Below are 17,566 nucleotides of genomic sequence, written 5' to 3'. Positions count from 1 at the left end.
ATAGTGGCGTTCAACATAGCAAGTTTAGATGTGGCGTAGAATGCCCCGCCTCAATGACAAGAACCTGAATCCGGATCTGCAGCAATTAACGCTAAGGCTCAAGGCCGAGGCACGAGCGCTAGGCTTTGACGCCTGTGCCATTACGCTCCCCGACGCCAGCTCAGAGAGAGAGTCTTTAAAAGCCTGGCTTGAGAAGGGTTACCAGGGCGATATGAGCTACTTGGAGAACCACTTCGACAAGCGCATCGACCCGAGTCAACTGGTCGCAGGCACAGTGCGCATCGTCATGCTACGCATGAACTACCTGCCCGAAGATACCCGCATTACCGAGGTTCTGCGGGATAAACGTAAAGCCTATATCGCGCGCTATACACTTGGACGCGACTATCACAAACTGGTGCGCTCGCGCCTAAAGCAGCTCGGACAGTGGCTAAGCGAACAGGTAGAAGAGACGGTCTCGTACAGACCCTTCGTTGACAGCGCTCCCGTACTAGAACGTCCTTTAGCACGCCAGGCTGGTCTTGGCTGGATTGGGAAACACACACTGCTGCTAAATCGAGAGGCCGGCTCCTGGTTCTTTCTCGGCTCACTGTTTACCAACATTCCGCTACCCATTGATGCTGCTGAAGAGGATGAGCACTGCGGTCGTTGCACAGCCTGCATGGACGTTTGCCCAACCAACGCTTTCCCTGAGCCCTATGTGCTTGATGCGCGCAAGTGTATCTCTTACTTAACCATTGAGCAGAACGGCTCAATCCCTATGGAGCTGCGCCCCTTGATGGGCAACCGCGTCTTTGGTTGTGATGACTGCCAACTGATCTGCCCCTGGAACCGTTTTGCCCAGCGCAGCCAAGAAGATGACTTCAAGCCGCGTCACGGGCTAGATAACGCCGAGTTAGTGGCGCTATTTCAGTGGAGCGAGGAAGAGTTCCTTCAGAAAACAGAGGGCTCCGCGATTCGACGGACCGGCTACCAGGGCTGGATGCGCAACCTAGCCGTCGCACTGGGTAATGGCCCAACCAGCAACACGGCAATTGAGGCGCTGCAATCAAAACTTGGCGTGGTATCGGACCTTGTTGATGAGCATATTCATTGGGCCTTGGACGAGCTTGCAAACAAAGAAGCACTGCTGACCGAACCGCTGTTCATTCATTCGGGTTCGAAGCGACTCCCAAAGTAGCCACAAGCGAAAATAGTCCGGCGCCTCCGATTACGCGTAACTCCCGATAAAATGGAGGTAGTATGCGTAATTTGCTTTTTGCCCTAGCAATTTTGCTCAGCACACAATCGGTGTCACAAGCTGGTATCGTCACCGTCGGCCAATTCTTGGCAGACTGCAAAACCAACAAAACAAGCTGTATGGCTTTCGTAATGGGAGTTGTAGAGGGAGCGCGCCATCAGGTGCGCGAGGAGCGCAAAGCTCAACCCTACTCTTTCTCTTTTCACGGCCAGTTAATCTGCGTACCCAAAAGCTGGGGAAGTTTAAAATTAACTGAGACGGTTGTTGCAGAGCTTCAGACCGAACCGAAGACCTTCCGATACTCCGCAGTTTCAGGTGTTGTTTATGCGCTGGCTCAAGTGGCGCCCTGTCAGGGCGTATAACTTAATACAAAAAACTACAAGTGGGTCGGTCAGGCTGGCTGTTAAGCCTTTAAGAAGTGCTCACGGTAGTAGCGCATCTCATCGATCGAATCGCGAATATCGTCCAGCGCTAGATGTGTACCTTTTTTAGTCAAACCCGCCATCAGATCAGGGCGCCAGCGGCGTACCAGCTCTTTGAGCGTGCTGACATCCAGATTTCGGTAGTGAAAGTGGTCTTCGAGCGCTGGCATGTAGCGGTTTAGGAAACGACGATCCTGATGCACTGAATTGCCGCACATGGGCGATGTGCCAGCATCGGTATGTTGTCGCAAAAACTCGAGCATCTGCTGTTCGGCTTCAGCTTCAGACAAAGACGAGGCTTTGACTCGATCCACCAGCCCCGAGCCACCATGCTGTTTGGTGTTCCACTCATCCATTGCGTCCAGAATACTATCAGGCTGGTTCACAACCAGGACTGGACTCTCCGCTAGCGTGTTAAGGTCAGCATCTGTGACGATGATCGCCATCTCAATTATGCGCTCGCGCACGGGATCAAGACCGGTCATCTCAAGGTCGATCCAGATTAAGCGGGTATCTCGGGACATTCTTATCTCCTTTACATGCTCTAAGGATAAGCCTTCAGATCGACCCGCTCCACCCTTACGAGTATCATATTGCTATTAATTCTGCTGATGGACACCGCCTGCGCGGTCTAATGAATGGCAAAACGTAAAGTCAACCGCCGCCAAGCTTGGCGCATAGAGAAAATACAAGCCGAACGCAAAGCGCGCGCCGAGCGCAAAGATGCGCAGATTGATGCCCAGCTCGAGGGTGGTGATCTTGGCCCTGAGCAGCACGGCATCATCATCTCTCACTATGGCAAACTCGTTGATGTTGAGGCGGTTAATGGCAGCGAAGCGGGTGAAATTATCCGTTGCCATATGCGCACCCACCTTGGTCAGTTGGTTACCGGGGACCGTGTAATCTGGCGCCAGTCGCCTGATGCAGGTGTCGTTGTTGCAATTGAGGATCGCAGCTCTGAGCTTAAACGCCCCAATAGCCATGGTGAGCTCAAACCGGTTGCAGCGAATATCGATGCCATTCTGATCGTTGTGGCAGTAGAGCCCCGAGCACACGCAAGTCTGATTGATCGCTACCTGGTTGCGGCCGAACTCTCAGATATAGAACCTGTCATCGTGCTCAACAAGACCGATCTGATCAACGAAGAGAATGCCGAGTGGATTCTGCCGATGATCGATACCTATATCGAAATCGGCTACAAGATTATCTATGCATCAACCAGCACAAATCACGGTTTGGACGAGTTGAATGAGTTCCTCAGCGGCCGTACAACCGTTTTTGTCGGCCAGTCGGGGGTTGGTAAATCTTCGCTAGTGAATGCGCTGCTTCCAGGCGTCGATATGAAAGTCGGTGCGCTCTCCGAAACCCATAAAAAGGGTAAGCACACCACAACTACCGCGCGACTCTTCCACATCCCTGGCGGCGGCGATCTGATCGACTCCCCTGGGATTCGTGAATTTGGCCTCTGGCATATAGATCCCGAGCGCCTGTTAGATGGATTTCGAGAGTTTCGCCCGTACATTGGACACTGCAAGTTCCGCGACTGTGCGCATGAAGAGGAGCCCGGTTGTGCCTTTGATGAAGCACTCGAGAGCGGCGCTGTATCCGAACAGCGCTTTACCAGCTATAAACAGATCCTACTTTCGATGCTGGACTCTGACTTCAGCCCCAGAAACTAGTATTATCGAGCCAAACGATTGACCACCGCTGCAAGGAGCCCAGGTTGAAAACTACGCTGTTTATTCTGTTTCAGCAGATCGTACCCCAACACCTACTCTCACGCCTTGTCGGTCTGCTGGCTGAGTGCACTCAACCCTGGCTAAAGAACTGGCTAATTAAACGTTTTATTGCTCATTTCAATGTGGATATGGGTGAAGCGAAAAATCCAGAACCTGAAGCCTACGAGAACTTCAACGCCTTCTTTACGCGCGAACTCAAAGAGGGCGCCCGCAAGATCACAATCGACGAGAATCTACTGATCTCTCCGGCTGATGGCGCTATCTCCGAGATCGGCAATATCGAGCATGGGCGGATTCTTCAGGCCAAAGGTCGCGGCTACTCGTTAACCGCTCTAGTCGGAGGCGACGAGAAACGCGCGGAGCCCTTTATCGGCGGTCGCTTCGCAACTATCTATCTGTCACCTAAGGACTACCACCGTGTGCATATGCCGGCGGGTGCGGTTCTGAAGGAGTCAATCTACGTACCGGGTGACCTCTACTCGGTTAATCAGACCACAGCCGAAAACGTCGACTCTCTATTTGCACGCAATGAGCGACTGGTATCGATATTCGAGACCGAACATGGCCCAATGGCGATGATTCTGGTGGGTGCCATGATCGTGGCGGGTATTGAAACTGTATGGAGCGGGCAGGTTGCTCCACCACCGAAGAGCGCACGTAAGATCTTCAGCACTGATGCCGACACAGCTCTTATACTGGAACAGGGTGCAGAGATGGGTCGGTTTAAATTGGGCTCAACCGTGATTCTCCTTTTCCCGGATCAGGCGGTAGAGTGGATCGACTCGCTCCGAGCCGGTACTCCCGTTCGCCTGGGCGAAGTGATTGGCGAATTTACTCAACTTTTAGAAAGCAGCGACAACAGCGAAGAGGCTTAAATCTTGAACCAGAGCTACGACAGACTCGCTCAACATCTCGACAGCAACGCGCCACTCTGCACCGCACTGAGCAGCTACCGTATTATTGAGGTCAGCGGCGTCGACTCTGAAAAGTTTCTGCAGGGCCAGTTGAGCTGCGATATGCGCAAGCTCGCTGAGGTGGGCCACATCCCTGGCTCACACTGCAATATCAAAGGCCATATGATCAGCCTGTTTCGCCTCTTCTACCTGGATCCCCAAAAGATCTGGTTGCGGGTGCACGAATCGATTGCACAGAGCGCCCTCGACAATCTGAAAAAGTACAGTATCTTCTCGAAAGTCACCTTGAGATTTGCAGATGAGCTTAGCGGCGTCGCGGTTGATGCAACTAACAGCCGCAAGCTCTGTGTAGGCTTCGAGATTAACCCCGATCACAAACCGCTCAATGTTAAAGATGATGGCGTGGTTGCGGTCTACGACGAAGCACTCTACGAAATCTGGGCTGAGGACAACATTTTGTTAACTTGTCTGGAAGCAGGAAAGCTAAAAGGAACCCCGGAGTCACACTGGAATCTGGCTAACATTGAGCGCGGATTAGTCGATTTACGCGCCGAAACACAAGAGCACTTCATTCCGCAGATGACCAACCTTCAGGCTGTGGAGGGTGTCAGCTTTAATAAGGGCTGCTACACAGGGCAAGAGATCGTTACACGCCTGCAGCACCGCGGCATTCTGAAGAAAGCGATGTACCGTTTTAGCGCGGCAGTGGTTGAGGATGTAGAGCCCGGTAGCGAGCTAGTGAATAGCGACGGCGCCTCTGTCGGTGAAGTTGTACTCGCCGCATCTACTGAGTCAGAGACTCACCTACTGGCAGTCGTACAGCAAGCGCAGATTGATGCCGGCGAAACGCTCAAACTAGCCTCTGGCACAGAGCTGAGCTTCAGTGGCCTCCCGTATGAGCTTGACCCTATGCTTTTCGAGAAAAAGCGCTAGACCGCAGCTGTAGGAGCCTCCCCGGCGGAGCGGCGACCACGTAGAATCGCAGTCGACGCTCGCTCCTACCCGATCTCCACCCGTCCAGCGGGTACATCCAGCGTATATCCCCGCCCTGACACATGACGTAGCAGCAGTTCGCTCACCAGTTGGTTTCCCAGCTGGTCACGTAAGCGCTTAATCCGGACCGCCCCAGCAGCCTCTTCGCACTGAGATTCGGTTTTACCTGATACAATTGCTTCGAGCGAGGCACCACTCAGATACTCATCATCCAGACGCGCCTCCAACAACACAGCTAAGGTTTCTAGATTAGAAGCGGTCAGTTTGAATCGCTGATCGTTGATCTGCACAAAGCTCTCAGCACGATTGAGTCGAATCTGGTTAACACTGAGAGTTCGCGCCTGTGCCTCACGATTGCGCGCTCGAAGATCCAGATTGAGAATCAGTAGGCCCAAGGCGACGAGAAGCAGCGCAAAACAGAGTATAAGCAGTGCGGTAATGATCTGTGTGTAGAGGCCCATCGACTCTTCAAACAGCGAACCGGATGCAGCAAGCACTTCAAGCAGTTTAATCTCGGCCTGAGAGCTCAGATCTGTCTCGACGAAGATCCGTTCAACGTTGGCATTAAATACTTGCGGATCAGGTAGACGCAGCAGCACCCAAACAAACAGCCCAATAACCAAAGCGACTAATAGCAGCGCCAGCCGTTTAATCAGAACCAGCGGCTTAGTAACGGAGGAAATAGTCACCGGCCGTCTCCTTGTACTGATTCAGTTTACGACTATCGACCCGCTCCAGTAGCAGCAACAGCGACCAACCGTTAGCGGCGAGGCGAGCGCTCGCCTCTTGTTTTGCCGCAGAGGCACTGCACTCACCTTGGATAGCTATTACACCGTAGTGCAGCTGCAACGGATTATCGCGTTTGGCCTTGTACGCGAAGAGGCAGTCAGCGGCAGAGACCTCTGCCACTGTAAACATAAACACCAACCCCAGCAGGGGTAAAAACTTTGATACTTTCATCTTTTCAATAAAGCATTCGCACCTCTGTTATGCAATAACAAAGCGCTAGATAGCTCGCGTTATCTGATAACAACCTACTGTTTTTGAATAACTTTCTGACTAAAACCATTCTGAGGTTGAACGCAACAGAAGGAGTTCAACCGATGAAAAATCTAGCCCTAACTCTGCTACTGAGCAGCTCGATTATTGCAACGCCGGTAATTGCAGGCCCCTCTAACAAGAGCGACAAAGTAATTACCGGGATCATTGTTGGCGCCACAGCTGCCGCACTCATCACGGCACTGACTAACGCCGATGAAGTAAAGGTCTATTCAAAACCGCCAGCACACCACAAGACGCCTAAACCCTACTACAAGCACAAGGCCGCACCCCACTACTACAACCAACCACCGCGTCATTGGAAACGCGATGGCTGGCACCGCAAACATTGGCACGCTGATCAATGGCACGACCGCGGTAGATTTGAGCGCCGTCGTTACTGGCAGCACTGATATAAACTAGAATAATACCGGCGCCCTAAGACTCAGCGGGGCGCCCAACTTCAACTCACCAGATCCGAGCCAAAGATGCAGAAACAGAGTTTACTGATCGCACTCACCCTAACCCTGACAGCCTGTGCCACAGCGGAGTATCGCCGCACCTACGATCAGTGCTCCATTGAAGCCTACGACCGCTACCCTGCTCGTATCGAACTAATGCAATCCGAGTGTTCGCGAGAGGTGGAGGTTGATACCGGAAAGGTTGAGTGCGTAACAACCTATGAGGCGAACAGTGAACGTACTGTCTGCGGCCCGCTCTATGAAACGGTGACCGAGACCTATGCCTGTGAAGTTGAGCGTGATCTCCATCGCGATGCACGCTCTCTGTTCGCACGTCAGTGTGCCGCCAACCAATGCTTACAGGAGTACGGCAACGAGGATTGCGAAACCGAGTAAATCAAGTCATTCGCTGCTGCAGCCAACGGCTAATATCCATAATTTGAGGCATGCAGACTTCGTGATCCATTGGGTAGGTTCTGTATTCCGAGCTCCAACCACCAGCCTCTAATCTTCCCTGCGCCTGACGCCCGAGAGACTCGGGCACAACCGAATCGGCAGTGCCGTGTTGGATCAGAATGGGTAGCTGGGCATTCACCTCAGTCTGCTTACACAGCTCAGGCGTTGCGAAGTAGGTCGACATCGCCATCAATCCACCCAAAGGCTTCGGGTAGGTCAGCGCCGCTTGATAGGCGACCGCTCCACCCTGAGAGAATCCTGCCAGCACAATATTTTCACTGGCAACACCGCGCTCAATCTCAGCGTCAATAAATCGATGCACCGCAGCTGCCGAAGCAAGAATCTGCTCTTCATCAATTTCGCGTTCCAACTCCATGCTGAAGATATCGTACCAAGAGGGCATGATGTAGCCGCCATTGACTGTCACCGGACGCTCGGGCGCGTGCGGAAAGATAAAGCGAACGTCGCAGCTAACAGGCAGTTTTAGCTCTGGTACGATCGGTACAAAATCATGGCCAGAAGCACCCAAGCCATGCATCCAGATTACGCTATAGCTAGGGTTGGGGTTGGGGTTGGGGCCTGTATCAACGACTTCATGGGGTAACAGATTCATAAGCTCTACTCTTAAAACCCTTTCTCGGGTGGCAACTGCCAGTCAATTGTTCCGCGCCCTTGTGCTTCAAGCCAGCTATTTGCCTGAGAGAAAGGCCGGCTGCCAAAGAATCCGCGATGTGCTGAGAGCGGCGACGGATGTGGCGAGTTGATCACAAGATGGCGGTTGGTATCGACCTTAGCCCCCTTCTTCTGAGCATAGCTACCCCAGAGCACAAACACAGCGCCCGCAGAGTACTGGTTCACCAGCTCGATAATACGATCGGTGAACGCCTCCCAACCCTTGCCCTGATGTGCATTGGCGCTGCTATCTTCAACAGTAAGAACCGCATTGAGTAGCAGTACACCCTGCTTCGCCCAGCTCTCTAGGTAACCGTGGCCAGGCGCCTTGATACCTAAATCGGACTCGAGCTCTTTGTAGATATTACGTAGCGACGGCGGGATCTTGACCCCGGGCATCACCGAGAAACTCAGCCCATGTGCCTGACCGGGCTGGTGGTAAGGATCCTGCCCCAAAATAACAACACGCACCTGATCCAGCGGCGTCGCATCTAGCGCATGAAACCAGTTTGACGAGTGCGGATAGATTTTCACCTGCTCGGCTTTGCGTTCAGCCAAAAACGCTTTAAGCGCCTGCATGTACGGCTGATCGAACTCACTCTGAAGATGCGCTGCCCAGCTTGGGGCTTTTTCTAGTGCCATATCTCGAACCCTCCTGCGCGTGCGCCGCTCACAGCCCACTGAGCTCTCTATATTTCGCAGAACTACTCGCATTCACCCTGCTAAACGGCAGGTAATATCGGACCTTGGCCGGCGCATGTGAGAAGTAACCGGCAAGCAGGATCATGGTAAAGAAGCCCTCAACTCGCCAGTTCGGGTCGAACAGAATCCAGCCAAAGATCGCTAACTTCAACAGCACAGCCAAGCCACGCATCTGCAGCAGAAAGATACCGTCCGCCCAGATCTCTAGCAGCAGCATTAGCACGCCACTCACCAGCGCTAGCAGCCCAAGATGCAGCCACTGCTCACTCGCTAAGCCAAAAAGAAAAAAGCCTGCATAGCCACTGACACCCATTAGGTGCAGTGTGCGCAGGCTTATCATCAGGTGGCGCTTGCCTGCGAACTCTCGTTTCTCAATCGGAAAAAACCAAGTGTTCACAAACGCGCTCCTTAATAGTCGCTCTGGGCCAGCCTTATACGCGTGGGCGCATCGCCGGGAAGAGGATAACGTCACGGATCGACGGTGAATCGGTAAACAGCATCACCAGACGGTCGATACCGATGCCCTCACCCGCTGTTGGCGGCAGGCCATACTCCAGAGCGTTAACGAAGTCGGCATCGTAGTGCATCGCTTCATCATCACCAGCATCTTTCTCCTCCACCTGTTTGCGGAAGCGCTCAGCCTGATCCTCAGCATCGTTAAGCTCGGAGAAGCCGTTTGCCAGCTCGCGACCACCGACGAAGAACTCGAAACGGTCGGTAACAAACGGATTGTCATCGCTGCGACGCGCCAGTGGCGAGACCTCAGTCGGGTACTCAGTGATGAAGGTTGGCTGCTGCAGACGGTGCTCAGCAGTCTCTTCGAAGATCTCGATCTGAATCTTACCCAGTCCCCAACCATCTTTAACACCGATATCCAGACGCTCTGCGATCTGACGTGCAGCGTGTTCGTTCGACAGCGCTTCAGCGGTAATATCAGGATTAAAGTGCAGAATCGCATCGAACACTGACATACGCTGGAATGGCTTAGAGAGATCGTATTCAAAGCTCTCCAGCACCTCGCCCTCTTCGTTGCGCACAGTATTAACGATAGTGGTCGTGCCCAGCACCTGCTGCGCCACAGTGCGCAGCATATCCTCAGTCAAGTCCATCAGGTCCTTGTAATCAGCGTAGGCCTGGTAGAACTCGATCATAGTGAACTCAGGGTTGTGACGCGTCGACAGACCTTCGTTACGGAAATTACGGTTGATCTCGAAGACGCGCTCAAAACCACCCACAACCAGACGCTTAAGGTAGAGCTCTGGTGCTATACGCAGGTACATCTCGATATCCAGCGCGTTGTGGTGAGTCACGAAGGGACGCGCCGTCGCACCGCCCGGAATCGCCTGCAGCATTGGCGTTTCAACTTCGAGGAAACGCTTCTCTGCTAGGTAGTTACGGATTGCCGCAATGATCTGGAAACGCTTCTCGAACACCTCGCGCGACGGCTGATTAGTGATCAGGTCGACGTAGCGCTGCCGGTAACGGATCTCAGTATCCTGCAAGCCTTTATGCTTATCCGGCAGCGGACGCAGACTCTTGGTCAGCAGTTCGAACTCTTCCATATCAACGTAGAGGTCGCCCTTGCCTGACTTATGCACAGCACCGGTAATACCAATGATGTCGCCCAGATCCAACTGCTTAGCGAACGGACGTGCATCCTTGTTAACGTACGCCTGAATACGACCGCTCATATCCTGCAGCACCATAAAGGCACCTCGGTTCAGCATCACACGACCAGCGATGGATACGCGAATGTTGGCCGCTTCCAGCTCTTCCTTAGACTTGTCAGCATGCGCATCCTGCAAATCCTGCGCGTAGCTATCGCGGCGGAATTTGTTGGGAAATGCGTTGCCCGCTTCACGCAGTGCTGCCAGCTTTTCGCGGCGCTCTGCAATCAAACGGTTCTCATCTTGCGGCGCAGTGTTATCAGACATCGAGTTCTATCCTGATTAAAAATTTAGAGGCCAGCTTTGAGGCTAGCTTCGATAAACATGTCGAGATCGCCGTCGAGTACGCGATCACAGTTGGAGGTTTGCACACCGGTACGCAGATCCTTAATACGCTGGTCATCGAGCACGTACGAGCGGATCTGACTACCCCAACCGATATCGGCCTTGGTGTCCTCAACCTCTTGCGCTGCTTCACGACGCTTGAGCATCTCCATCTCATAGAGCTTGGCACGCAGCTGCTTCATACAGGTGTCGCGGTTCTGGTGCTGCGAACGAGCAGCCTGACTCTGAACCACAATACCCGAGGGCTCATGCGTGATACGCACCGCTGACTCAGTACGGTTAACGTGCTGACCACCGGCACCGGAAGCTCGGTATACATCGACACGGAGGTCGGCTGGATTAATCTCGATCTCAACGTTGTCATCAATCTCTGGCGAGACAAACACTGAACAGAAAGAGGTGTGACGACGACCGCCAGAGTCGAACGGAGACTTACGGACCAGACGATGCACGCCCGTCTCAGTGCGCAGCCAGCCGAAGGCGTACTCACCCTCAAACCGAATAGTGGCCGACTTGATACCGGCTACCTCACCTGCAGAGACTTCCAGCAGCTCAGTTTTGAATCCTTTGGACTCACCCCAACGCAAGAACATGCGTAACGTCATGTTGGCCCAATCCTGAGCCTCAGTGCCGCCGGAACCCGACTGAATATCGACAAAGGCGTTATTTGCATCGGCTTCGCCAGAGAACATACGACGGAACTCGAGCTTAGCGAGGATCTCACCGAGGCGATCCACCTCGATTTCAACCTCATGTAGGGTATCCTCGTCATCCTCTTCCACTGCCATATCTAGCAGTTCGCGACAATCCTCGACACCGGAGGTGAGTTCATCGATGCTCTTAACGATCATCTCCAGTGCTGAGCGCTCTTTACCGAGCTTCTGCGCATTGGCAGGATCGTTCCAAACAGTTGGATCTTCCAGTTCGCGCTCCACCTCTTCAAGGCGTTCAGCAGTGACGTCGTATTCGAGATAACCGCGCAGCAACTCGGTGCGTTCAGCAAAGTCTTTCAGGCGGTTTAGAATCGGATTGATTTCCATAGGACGCTTAGATTTCCGGTCTATCAAAATGGCGGCATATATTACAGGATTCGGGCTGCAGATTGAATGCGCCAACCAACTTTATTGCACTGCACCCAACATTGAGCTAGCGTGAGATCAGATACGGGCTGCGAGACAGAGACATTGATCGATTTCACCACCTCGGGTTACGGCCTACTTGCGCTGGCGATCTTTGCCATTAGCTACTTTTTTGTCATTGCCGAAGATCGTATTCATCTGAGCAAATCCAAACCGGTCATGGTGGGTGCTGGGTTTATTTGGATCCTTGTTGGCATCGCCTACGCATCCACTGGCGACCACGAAACTGCCGGGCTAGCCCTGCGTGAAGCGATTCTCGAATACGCCGAACTATTTCTCTTTTTGCTCTCGGCAATGACCTTCGTCCACATGATGGAAGAGCGCCACCTCTTCCTCGCGCTGCGCTCTTGGCTGATAGCCCGCGACTTCTCGCTGCGCAAAGTGTTTTGGGTAACCGGGTCAGCCACATTCATTCTCTCGCCCGTCGTCGATAACCTCTCGGCAGCACTGCTGATGGGTTCAGTGGTGATGGCCGTGGGTGGCCGCACACCCGAGTTTGTCGCCCTTGGCTGTCTCAATGTCGTGGTTGCTGCCAACGCCGGGGGCGTCTTCTCACCCTTCGGCGATATCACTTCGTTGATGGTATGGCAGGCGGGACACCTGAACTTTTCGGATTTCATCTATCTACTGCCCGCGGCACTGAGCAACTGGTTGGTGCCAGCCCTTATTATCAGCCTCAAGGTACCGGATGGGCCGCCACAAGCAGCGCATCTGCGCCAACGGATGAAACAGGGTGCACTGATCGTCACCGGACTATTTGTTGCCACCGCCGCGCTCTCTGTGGTCGTACACACCCAGCTTGGCCTCCCCCCGGTTCTCGGGATGATGACGGGACTTGGTGTGCTGAAACTCTATGGCTTCTACCTCAGTCGTCACGATCCCATGCTGCGCGAAATGGAGCTGCGCCAGCACCACGCCGATACCCTCGCCAACACACGAGAGACCAAAGGTGATCATGTTCAAGTCGTTCGCCGATTCGATATCTTTCGTGTCGTTGAGCGCGCCAGCTGGGATACGCTGATGTTTTTCTATGGCGTTGTGCTCTGTGTCGGCGGACTGGCTACGCTCGGTTATCTACAGCTTGTCTCTACCGGGCTATATGGCCACTTAGGTTCAACCTGGGCCAACCTGAGCCTCGGCCTCGCCTCCTCGCTAGTCGACAATATTCCGATCATGTACGCCGTTCTATCGATGGATCAGACCATGCCGCTGGCGGAGTGGCTGCTGCTAACCTTGGTCATCGGCACAGGCGGCTCACTGCTGGCGATCGGCTCGGCGGCTGGCGTGGCCTTAATGGGACAAGCCTCAGGAATCTATACCTTCCGCAGCCATCTGAAGTGGAGCTGGGCGATTCTTTTGGGCTATCTGCTAAGCTCAGGCATACAGATCATTGTTGCGCGTTCGCTAGGAGTAAGTTGATGCGATCAGAAGTGAAAGTTTGGGATATCTGGGTTCGCCTATTTCACTGGTTACTGGTGGGCTTGATCCTGTTTAGCTGGCTCTCCGCCGAGCTCGGTGGCAACTGGATGATCTGGCACACCCAAGCGGGTTTTATCACCGCGGGATTGATTATCTTTCGACTGATTTGGGGGTTCTGGGGCAGCTGGAGCGCCAGATTCAGCGCCTTTGTTAAGACACCCAGGCAGGTACAGCGTTATATCAAAGGCAAAGATTCCAACGAATACCTTAGCCACAACCCTCTGGGAGCACTGGGCGTTATTGGATTGATAGCACTGGTCTCAGCCCAAGTACTAACGGGGCTGTTCAGCAACGACGATATCTTTATCGAAGGACCTCTGGCATCGCTTGTCAGTTACGACACCTCACTGGCGATTACTGAGATTCATGAAACCCTGTTCAACCTACTCGTCGCAGCCGTTTGCGTTCACTTAGCGGGCGTGCTGTTCCATCAGAAATTCAAAAAAGAGCCCCTGATTCAAGCGATGCTGCATGGCCGCAAACCAAAACCAGTCGACACGCAAGCGCAGACGCCGGAACTAAAAACGCCGACGCTTGCACTCTTGATAGCGCTCGCAGCCGGCGTCGGTCTGTCGCTCTGGCTCTTCAGCATCTAGCTCAAGAGCCTTATTCGGGGATTACTCCTCTTTGTAGTTGTCGTGGCACCCTTTACAGTTCTTAGCCACGGCACCAAAAGCGGGACGCACAGCGTCGAGCGAACCGCCGCTGACAGCCAACAGTGCATCTGCATCGCTGATCAGCTTATCAAAGCGTGCGTTGACGTCGTCAAGGTTCTCCCACAGCTCACCTTTGGCGGCTGTATCACCAAAATCCGAGCCCTCAATAAAGCCTTCGCGCGGCATACGAGTTAGCGCGGCGAGTTGCGTCGCATGATGCGCAAACTGCTCTGCGTTGTAATCTACCTTGCCACGCACCATTGCGCCCATCGCACCAAAGTGCCAACGAAAGGCAGTAAAGACACCCTGACGATATTTGATCGCATCCTCAGCTTTGTCCGCATAAACCGGAGCACTCATTGAAGCCCCAATAATTGTGGCACTGAGAACACCTGCAAGAAGTTTAGATTTCATAGACACCTCGTTCGGTTAACTGAATTCCAATTGAACCTGTTTGAGCCATACTTCGAGTCGCTCATCCGTGGCCCAAGCTTGGCTATCCTCATCTAAGGCTAGACCAACAAACTGATCTTCACCTTCCATCAGCGCCAGTGAGGCCTCGAACTTGTATCCTTGATTCGGCCAAGGCGCTACCAACACACCACCCGCCTTGCGGACCTGGTTGGCAATCAACCCCAGCGAATCCTGGAACCACTCTGGGTAACCCAGCTGATCGCCGACACCGAAAAGCGCAACACGCATACCGCTGAGGTCGAGTTGGCAAAAACTCTCCCACTCGTCAGCCCAGTCCTGCTGTAGCTCGCCAAAGTCCCAGGTGGGCGCGCCGATGATCAGGGTCTCGTACTCTATAACCGGAGTTACGCCGTCGACCCCAATATCGATTAGCTCAATCGGTTCGCTGCCAGTCCACCGCTCGGCGATACGCTCAGCAACGCCCGCAGTATTCCCAGTTGTGCTGCCATAAAGCAGCGGAACTCCCTTTCCCACAAGCTCTGTCTCTACACTCTTAGCTGTTCATCACTGGTTGGACGGATTCATCGCCTTGAGCGTCAGCTCCTGAATCGCTTGCTGCGCCTGCTGCAGCGATCTCATGTTCTGCTGACTGGCGTGGTTCACCATCTCTTCCAACTTTTTGGTGTACTCGAGCTGTAGTTGCGTCAGCTCTTGCGGGTTAGTAACTTTCTGCAGCTCCATCGCTTGCTGAATAGTCGCTTGCATACAAGCTTGAGTACACTCGATCTGTTGCTGAGAGAGTCGCTCGAGCATCTCTGTCTGCACTTCGATCATCTTCTTATACGGCGCTAGCGAGCCCTGCATCATCTCATCAAGATTCTGAAACATGGTGTTCTCCATTTACGATTTCAATCTCAGTTTAGCTTGAGCCACCCGAAAAAAAACAGCTGCGCTAGATCAGTTTCAGCCTGGTCCTGGGTACAAATTGCGATTTCGCACTGCCGTTCATCAGCGTTAGCCGCTAGAATAGCGCCCAATTTTTGAGCAGTTTTGTACAGGAGACTCTCCGTTGAACGGTCTAGTGAAACAATTTGGCCCCCTTGTCGCAGCCACACTTATAGCACTGAGCTTCAATGCGCAGGCCGCTTCGATCCTCGCAGCTGAGCGCGCAGTTGAGCAAAAGAACTACAGCGCAGCGCTAGAAGAGCTTAAACCACTGGTGCGCGATGGTGATGCCGAAGCACTCTACCTTCTTGGCGTGTTGACTCGGGACGGACTGGGGAAAACAGCAGACAAAGTCGAAGCGATGAGACTGTTCGAATCTGCGGCTCGCCAAGGTCACCTCGAATCTGTAAATGCGCTTCGTGCCATCAAAAATGAAGAGTACAAAGTAGAGTTTGATAGCCTGCTAGCGGATGCAGAGGGCGGGCAGGCCCGAGCACAGAACCGTATCGGCGAGATGTATGAGTATGGACAGGGTGTTGAACGCAACCTCGAGAACGCTTTCGATTGGTACAGCAAAGCTGCGAAACAAGGTCTGCTAGCAGCCGTGCACAATCTTGCTCGCGCATACAATTTTGGTACAGGTACTGAGATTGACTACCAGCAAGCTGAAGTCCTTTACCGTGAAGCCGCTGCACAGGGTTACGCCGACTCTATGTTCTTCCTTGGCACACTCTACGCAACGAAGAATGGCAATGAGAAACAGACTGATCCTGACCAGCTCGCCTACGCCTGGATGAACGCTGCCTCTGAACGCGGCAACCAGACTGCTGGTGTGATCAAGCAGCGCCTCCTGATGAAGCTGGATGATACCGGCCGCTCAGAAGCTGAATCGCTAGCCGCTGAGTTTGTTGCAACTTATGTAACCCCGTTTAAGTGATAACCGACCTCATATAGCACCACTAGATCTATATCAGAAAATTTTAATAACCAAAAGAAATTAAAGTGTTCTGATTCATTCTTGGATACTTTTAATCGCTTTACCTAAACTGCGCTGATTCAAATTGGAGATTCGAATGAGCGCAGCATCTAATTCTAATCAGTCTGTAGTTGGCCTGTCCTATTCCGCCGGTAAGAGTGCCTGGCTCGCCCTCGCGGCTCTGCTGGCTACAGCATCTCTCTATTATGTCTGGTCTGAACAGAGCAGCTTTGAGGCGCAACTCTTGCTTCTGGGTATGGGCCTCGGACTCTGTCTCTATCATGCCTCATTCGGTTTCTCTACGGCATGGCGCCGGCTTGTAGTCGATCGCGATGCCACTGGCTTGCGTGCACAGCTTGTATTGCTCTCTTTGAGCGTACTGCTGTTTTTCCCTGTCTTCGCCTCCGGTGAACTTTTCGGCAATTCCGTCAGCGGCTTCGTCCGCCCGCTTGGCCTGTCGGTTATTTTCGGAGCATTTATTTTCGGTTTTGGGATGCAGATTGCGAACGGCTGTGGTTCGGGCAACCTGTACCACCTCGGCGGTGGTCAAATCAGGGCGATACCCGTAATTGCAGGGTTTGCCGGCGGTGCGCTCTGGGCCACCTTGGACTACGAGTGGTGGACCAGCCTACCGCAGCTCGCACCGGTCAACATTATAGAGCTTCTGGGCGTGGTTCCTGCGATCGCGGCAAACCTAGCGGTGTTCGGCGCGATCTACCTAGCCACACGCTCATTCAAGGGCAGCGCAAAATTCAGTAGTGATACCAATGCACCTCTGTTAGCACGTCTCGTTCAGGGTCCTTGGCCTATGATATGGGGTGCGGTCGGTTTAGCCCTGCTTAATTTCGTCACCCTCGCCATGATCGGACGTCCCTGGTCAGTGGCACTGGCCTACCCACTCTGGGGCGCCAAAGTGGCTGAAATGTTTGCGCTTGATCTAGAGCTCGATTTCACAACCTACTGGATGCAGCCTGGCCGCGATACCGCCTTGATGGACTCGGTACTCGCCGATGCGGGTTCACTGATGAACATTGGCGTAGTTATCGGTGCCTTGGTAGCGGCAGCGCTCGCGGGACGTCTGGTGCTAAACCTTAAATTGACCTTCCGTCAGCTGGTTGGCGGGCTTTTGGGCGGTGTAATGCTGGGCTACGGCGCCACGATCGCCTTCGGCTGTAACATCGGTGCCTTTATCGGCGGCGTAGTCTCTGGCAGCTTGCATGGCTGGTTGTGGATTGCCTGCGCCTTCGCTGGCAGCTACCTGGGCACCAAACTACGCCCGCTGTTCGGCCAATCCTAAATCGTACCATC

22 protein-coding genes are annotated in these 17,566 nt (G+C 53.5%); 11 read left to right on the top strand and 11 right to left on the bottom strand.

Annotated features, from left to right (window positions below):
* The first annotated feature begins 28 nt into the window (after positions 1-28).
* Both queG and AC1WNR_RS04635 read left to right on the top strand, forming a co-directional pair.
* Positions 29-1,180 carry a tRNA epoxyqueuosine(34) reductase QueG gene (gene queG / locus AC1WNR_RS04640; RefSeq protein WP_481643361.1) on the top strand — a complete coding sequence of 384 codons (1,152 nt, stop codon included), beginning with the start codon at positions 29-31 and terminating at the stop codon, positions 1,178-1,180.
* 62 nt (positions 1,181-1,242) lie between these two features.
* Complete coding sequence (locus tag AC1WNR_RS04635; RefSeq protein WP_481643360.1) at positions 1,243-1,602, top strand: Rap1a/Tai family immunity protein; 360 nt, start codon at positions 1,243-1,245, stop codon at positions 1,600-1,602.
* Between the two features lie 41 nt (positions 1,603-1,643).
* Here the strand turns inward: AC1WNR_RS04635 and orn are convergent, their stop codons facing one another.
* Positions 1,644-2,186 (bottom strand): oligoribonuclease, encoded by a 543-nt coding sequence (gene orn / locus AC1WNR_RS04630; RefSeq protein WP_481643359.1) that lies wholly within the window; start codon positions 2,184-2,186, stop codon positions 1,644-1,646.
* A 114-nt stretch (positions 2,187-2,300) separates the two neighbouring features.
* Between orn and rsgA the strand changes: the two genes are divergently transcribed.
* From rsgA to ygfZ, 3 genes are read left to right on the top strand one after another with little or no spacing between them, the layout of a single operon-like run.
* Positions 2,301-3,341 (top strand): small ribosomal subunit biogenesis GTPase RsgA, encoded by a 1,041-nt coding sequence (gene rsgA, locus AC1WNR_RS04625; RefSeq protein WP_481643358.1) that lies wholly within the window; start codon positions 2,301-2,303, stop codon positions 3,339-3,341.
* A 44-nt stretch (positions 3,342-3,385) separates the two neighbouring features.
* Positions 3,386-4,276, top strand: a complete 891-nt coding sequence (gene asd / locus AC1WNR_RS04620) for an archaetidylserine decarboxylase (RefSeq protein WP_481643357.1) — start codon at positions 3,386-3,388, stop codon at positions 4,274-4,276.
* Positions 4,277-4,279: 3 nt separating this feature from the next.
* Entirely contained in the window at positions 4,280-5,248 is a 969-nt protein-coding gene (gene ygfZ / locus AC1WNR_RS04615) for a CAF17-like 4Fe-4S cluster assembly/insertion protein YgfZ (RefSeq protein ID WP_481643356.1), read from the top strand.
* A gap of 65 nt (positions 5,249-5,313) precedes the next feature.
* On the opposite strand, the gene AC1WNR_RS04610 is transcribed toward ygfZ, so the two are convergent.
* Together AC1WNR_RS04610 and AC1WNR_RS04605 are read right to left on the bottom strand one after the other, a co-directional pair.
* The gene (locus tag AC1WNR_RS04610; RefSeq protein ID WP_481643355.1) at positions 5,314-5,997 is read right to left on the bottom strand and encodes a hypothetical protein; all 684 of its coding nucleotides are present in this window, start codon (positions 5,995-5,997) and stop codon (positions 5,314-5,316) included.
* Positions 5,975-6,226 (bottom strand): hypothetical protein, encoded by a 252-nt coding sequence (locus AC1WNR_RS04605; protein WP_481643354.1) that lies wholly within the window; start codon positions 6,224-6,226, stop codon positions 5,975-5,977. Before AC1WNR_RS04605 ends, AC1WNR_RS04610 begins: the two co-directional genes overlap by 23 nt.
* Before the next feature lie 185 nt (positions 6,227-6,411).
* Between AC1WNR_RS04605 and AC1WNR_RS04600 the strand changes: the two genes are divergently transcribed.
* Positions 6,412-6,759, top strand: a complete 348-nt coding sequence (locus AC1WNR_RS04600) for a hypothetical protein (RefSeq protein WP_481643353.1) — start codon at positions 6,412-6,414, stop codon at positions 6,757-6,759.
* 75 nt (positions 6,760-6,834) lie between these two features.
* Positions 6,835-7,203 (top strand): hypothetical protein, encoded by a 369-nt coding sequence (locus AC1WNR_RS04595; protein ID WP_481643352.1) that lies wholly within the window; start codon positions 6,835-6,837, stop codon positions 7,201-7,203.
* 1 nt (position 7,204) lies between these two features.
* On the opposite strand, the gene AC1WNR_RS04590 is transcribed toward AC1WNR_RS04595, so the two are convergent.
* The 5 genes from AC1WNR_RS04590 to prfB are packed head-to-tail and all read right to left on the bottom strand — an operon-like array spanning position 7,205 to position 11,689.
* The gene (locus AC1WNR_RS04590; RefSeq protein ID WP_481643351.1) at positions 7,205-7,876 is read right to left on the bottom strand and encodes an alpha/beta hydrolase; all 672 of its coding nucleotides are present in this window, start codon (positions 7,874-7,876) and stop codon (positions 7,205-7,207) included.
* A gap of 11 nt (positions 7,877-7,887) precedes the next feature.
* Positions 7,888-8,577 carry a uracil-DNA glycosylase gene (ung, locus tag AC1WNR_RS04585; RefSeq protein ID WP_481643350.1) on the bottom strand — a complete coding sequence of 230 codons (690 nt, stop codon included), beginning with the start codon at positions 8,575-8,577 and terminating at the stop codon, positions 7,888-7,890.
* 28 nt (positions 8,578-8,605) lie between these two features.
* Positions 8,606-9,034 (bottom strand): hypothetical protein, encoded by a 429-nt coding sequence (locus AC1WNR_RS04580; RefSeq protein ID WP_481643349.1) that lies wholly within the window; start codon positions 9,032-9,034, stop codon positions 8,606-8,608.
* 34 nt (positions 9,035-9,068) lie between these two features.
* Entirely contained in the window at positions 9,069-10,571 is a 1,503-nt protein-coding gene (lysS, locus tag AC1WNR_RS04575; RefSeq protein ID WP_481643348.1) for a lysine--tRNA ligase, read from the bottom strand.
* 23 nt (positions 10,572-10,594) lie between these two features.
* Positions 10,595-11,689 (bottom strand): peptide chain release factor 2, encoded by a 1,095-nt coding sequence (gene prfB / locus AC1WNR_RS04570; RefSeq protein WP_481643347.1) that lies wholly within the window; start codon positions 11,687-11,689, stop codon positions 10,595-10,597.
* Positions 11,690-11,800: 111 nt separating this feature from the next.
* On the opposite strand from prfB, the gene nhaD reads away from it, so the two are divergent.
* Together nhaD and AC1WNR_RS04560 are read left to right on the top strand one after the other, a co-directional pair.
* The gene (nhaD, locus tag AC1WNR_RS04565; RefSeq protein WP_481643346.1) at positions 11,801-13,207 is read left to right on the top strand and encodes a sodium:proton antiporter NhaD; all 1,407 of its coding nucleotides are present in this window, start codon (positions 11,801-11,803) and stop codon (positions 13,205-13,207) included.
* On the top strand, positions 13,207-13,863 hold the full coding sequence (locus AC1WNR_RS04560; RefSeq protein WP_481643345.1) for a cytochrome b/b6 domain-containing protein: 657 nt from the start codon (positions 13,207-13,209) through the stop codon (positions 13,861-13,863). The genes nhaD and AC1WNR_RS04560 overlap by 1 nt, the downstream gene beginning before the upstream one ends.
* A gap of 21 nt (positions 13,864-13,884) precedes the next feature.
* Here the strand turns inward: AC1WNR_RS04560 and AC1WNR_RS04555 are convergent, their stop codons facing one another.
* The 3 genes from AC1WNR_RS04555 to AC1WNR_RS04545 are packed head-to-tail and all read right to left on the bottom strand — an operon-like array spanning position 13,885 to position 15,225.
* Entirely contained in the window at positions 13,885-14,337 is a 453-nt protein-coding gene (locus AC1WNR_RS04555) for a c-type cytochrome (RefSeq protein WP_481643344.1), read from the bottom strand.
* A gap of 15 nt (positions 14,338-14,352) precedes the next feature.
* Positions 14,353-14,871, bottom strand: a complete 519-nt coding sequence (locus AC1WNR_RS04550; RefSeq protein WP_481643343.1) for a flavodoxin — start codon at positions 14,869-14,871, stop codon at positions 14,353-14,355.
* Between the two features lie 30 nt (positions 14,872-14,901).
* Entirely contained in the window at positions 14,902-15,225 is a 324-nt protein-coding gene (locus AC1WNR_RS04545) for a phasin family protein (RefSeq protein WP_481643342.1), read from the bottom strand.
* A 181-nt stretch (positions 15,226-15,406) separates the two neighbouring features.
* Between AC1WNR_RS04545 and AC1WNR_RS04540 the strand changes: the two genes are divergently transcribed.
* On the top strand, positions 15,407-16,219 hold the full coding sequence (locus AC1WNR_RS04540; protein ID WP_481643341.1) for a tetratricopeptide repeat protein: 813 nt from the start codon (positions 15,407-15,409) through the stop codon (positions 16,217-16,219).
* A gap of 136 nt (positions 16,220-16,355) precedes the next feature.
* Complete coding sequence (locus AC1WNR_RS04535; RefSeq protein WP_481643340.1) at positions 16,356-17,555, top strand: YeeE/YedE family protein; 1,200 nt, start codon at positions 16,356-16,358, stop codon at positions 17,553-17,555.
* The last annotated feature ends 11 nt before the right edge of the window (positions 17,556-17,566 follow it).

This window comes from Marinobacterium marisflavi (genome assembly GCF_982447095.1).
Note: the sequence above shows the minus strand (reverse complement) of the source record. Positions and strands in the feature narration are given on the sequence as shown.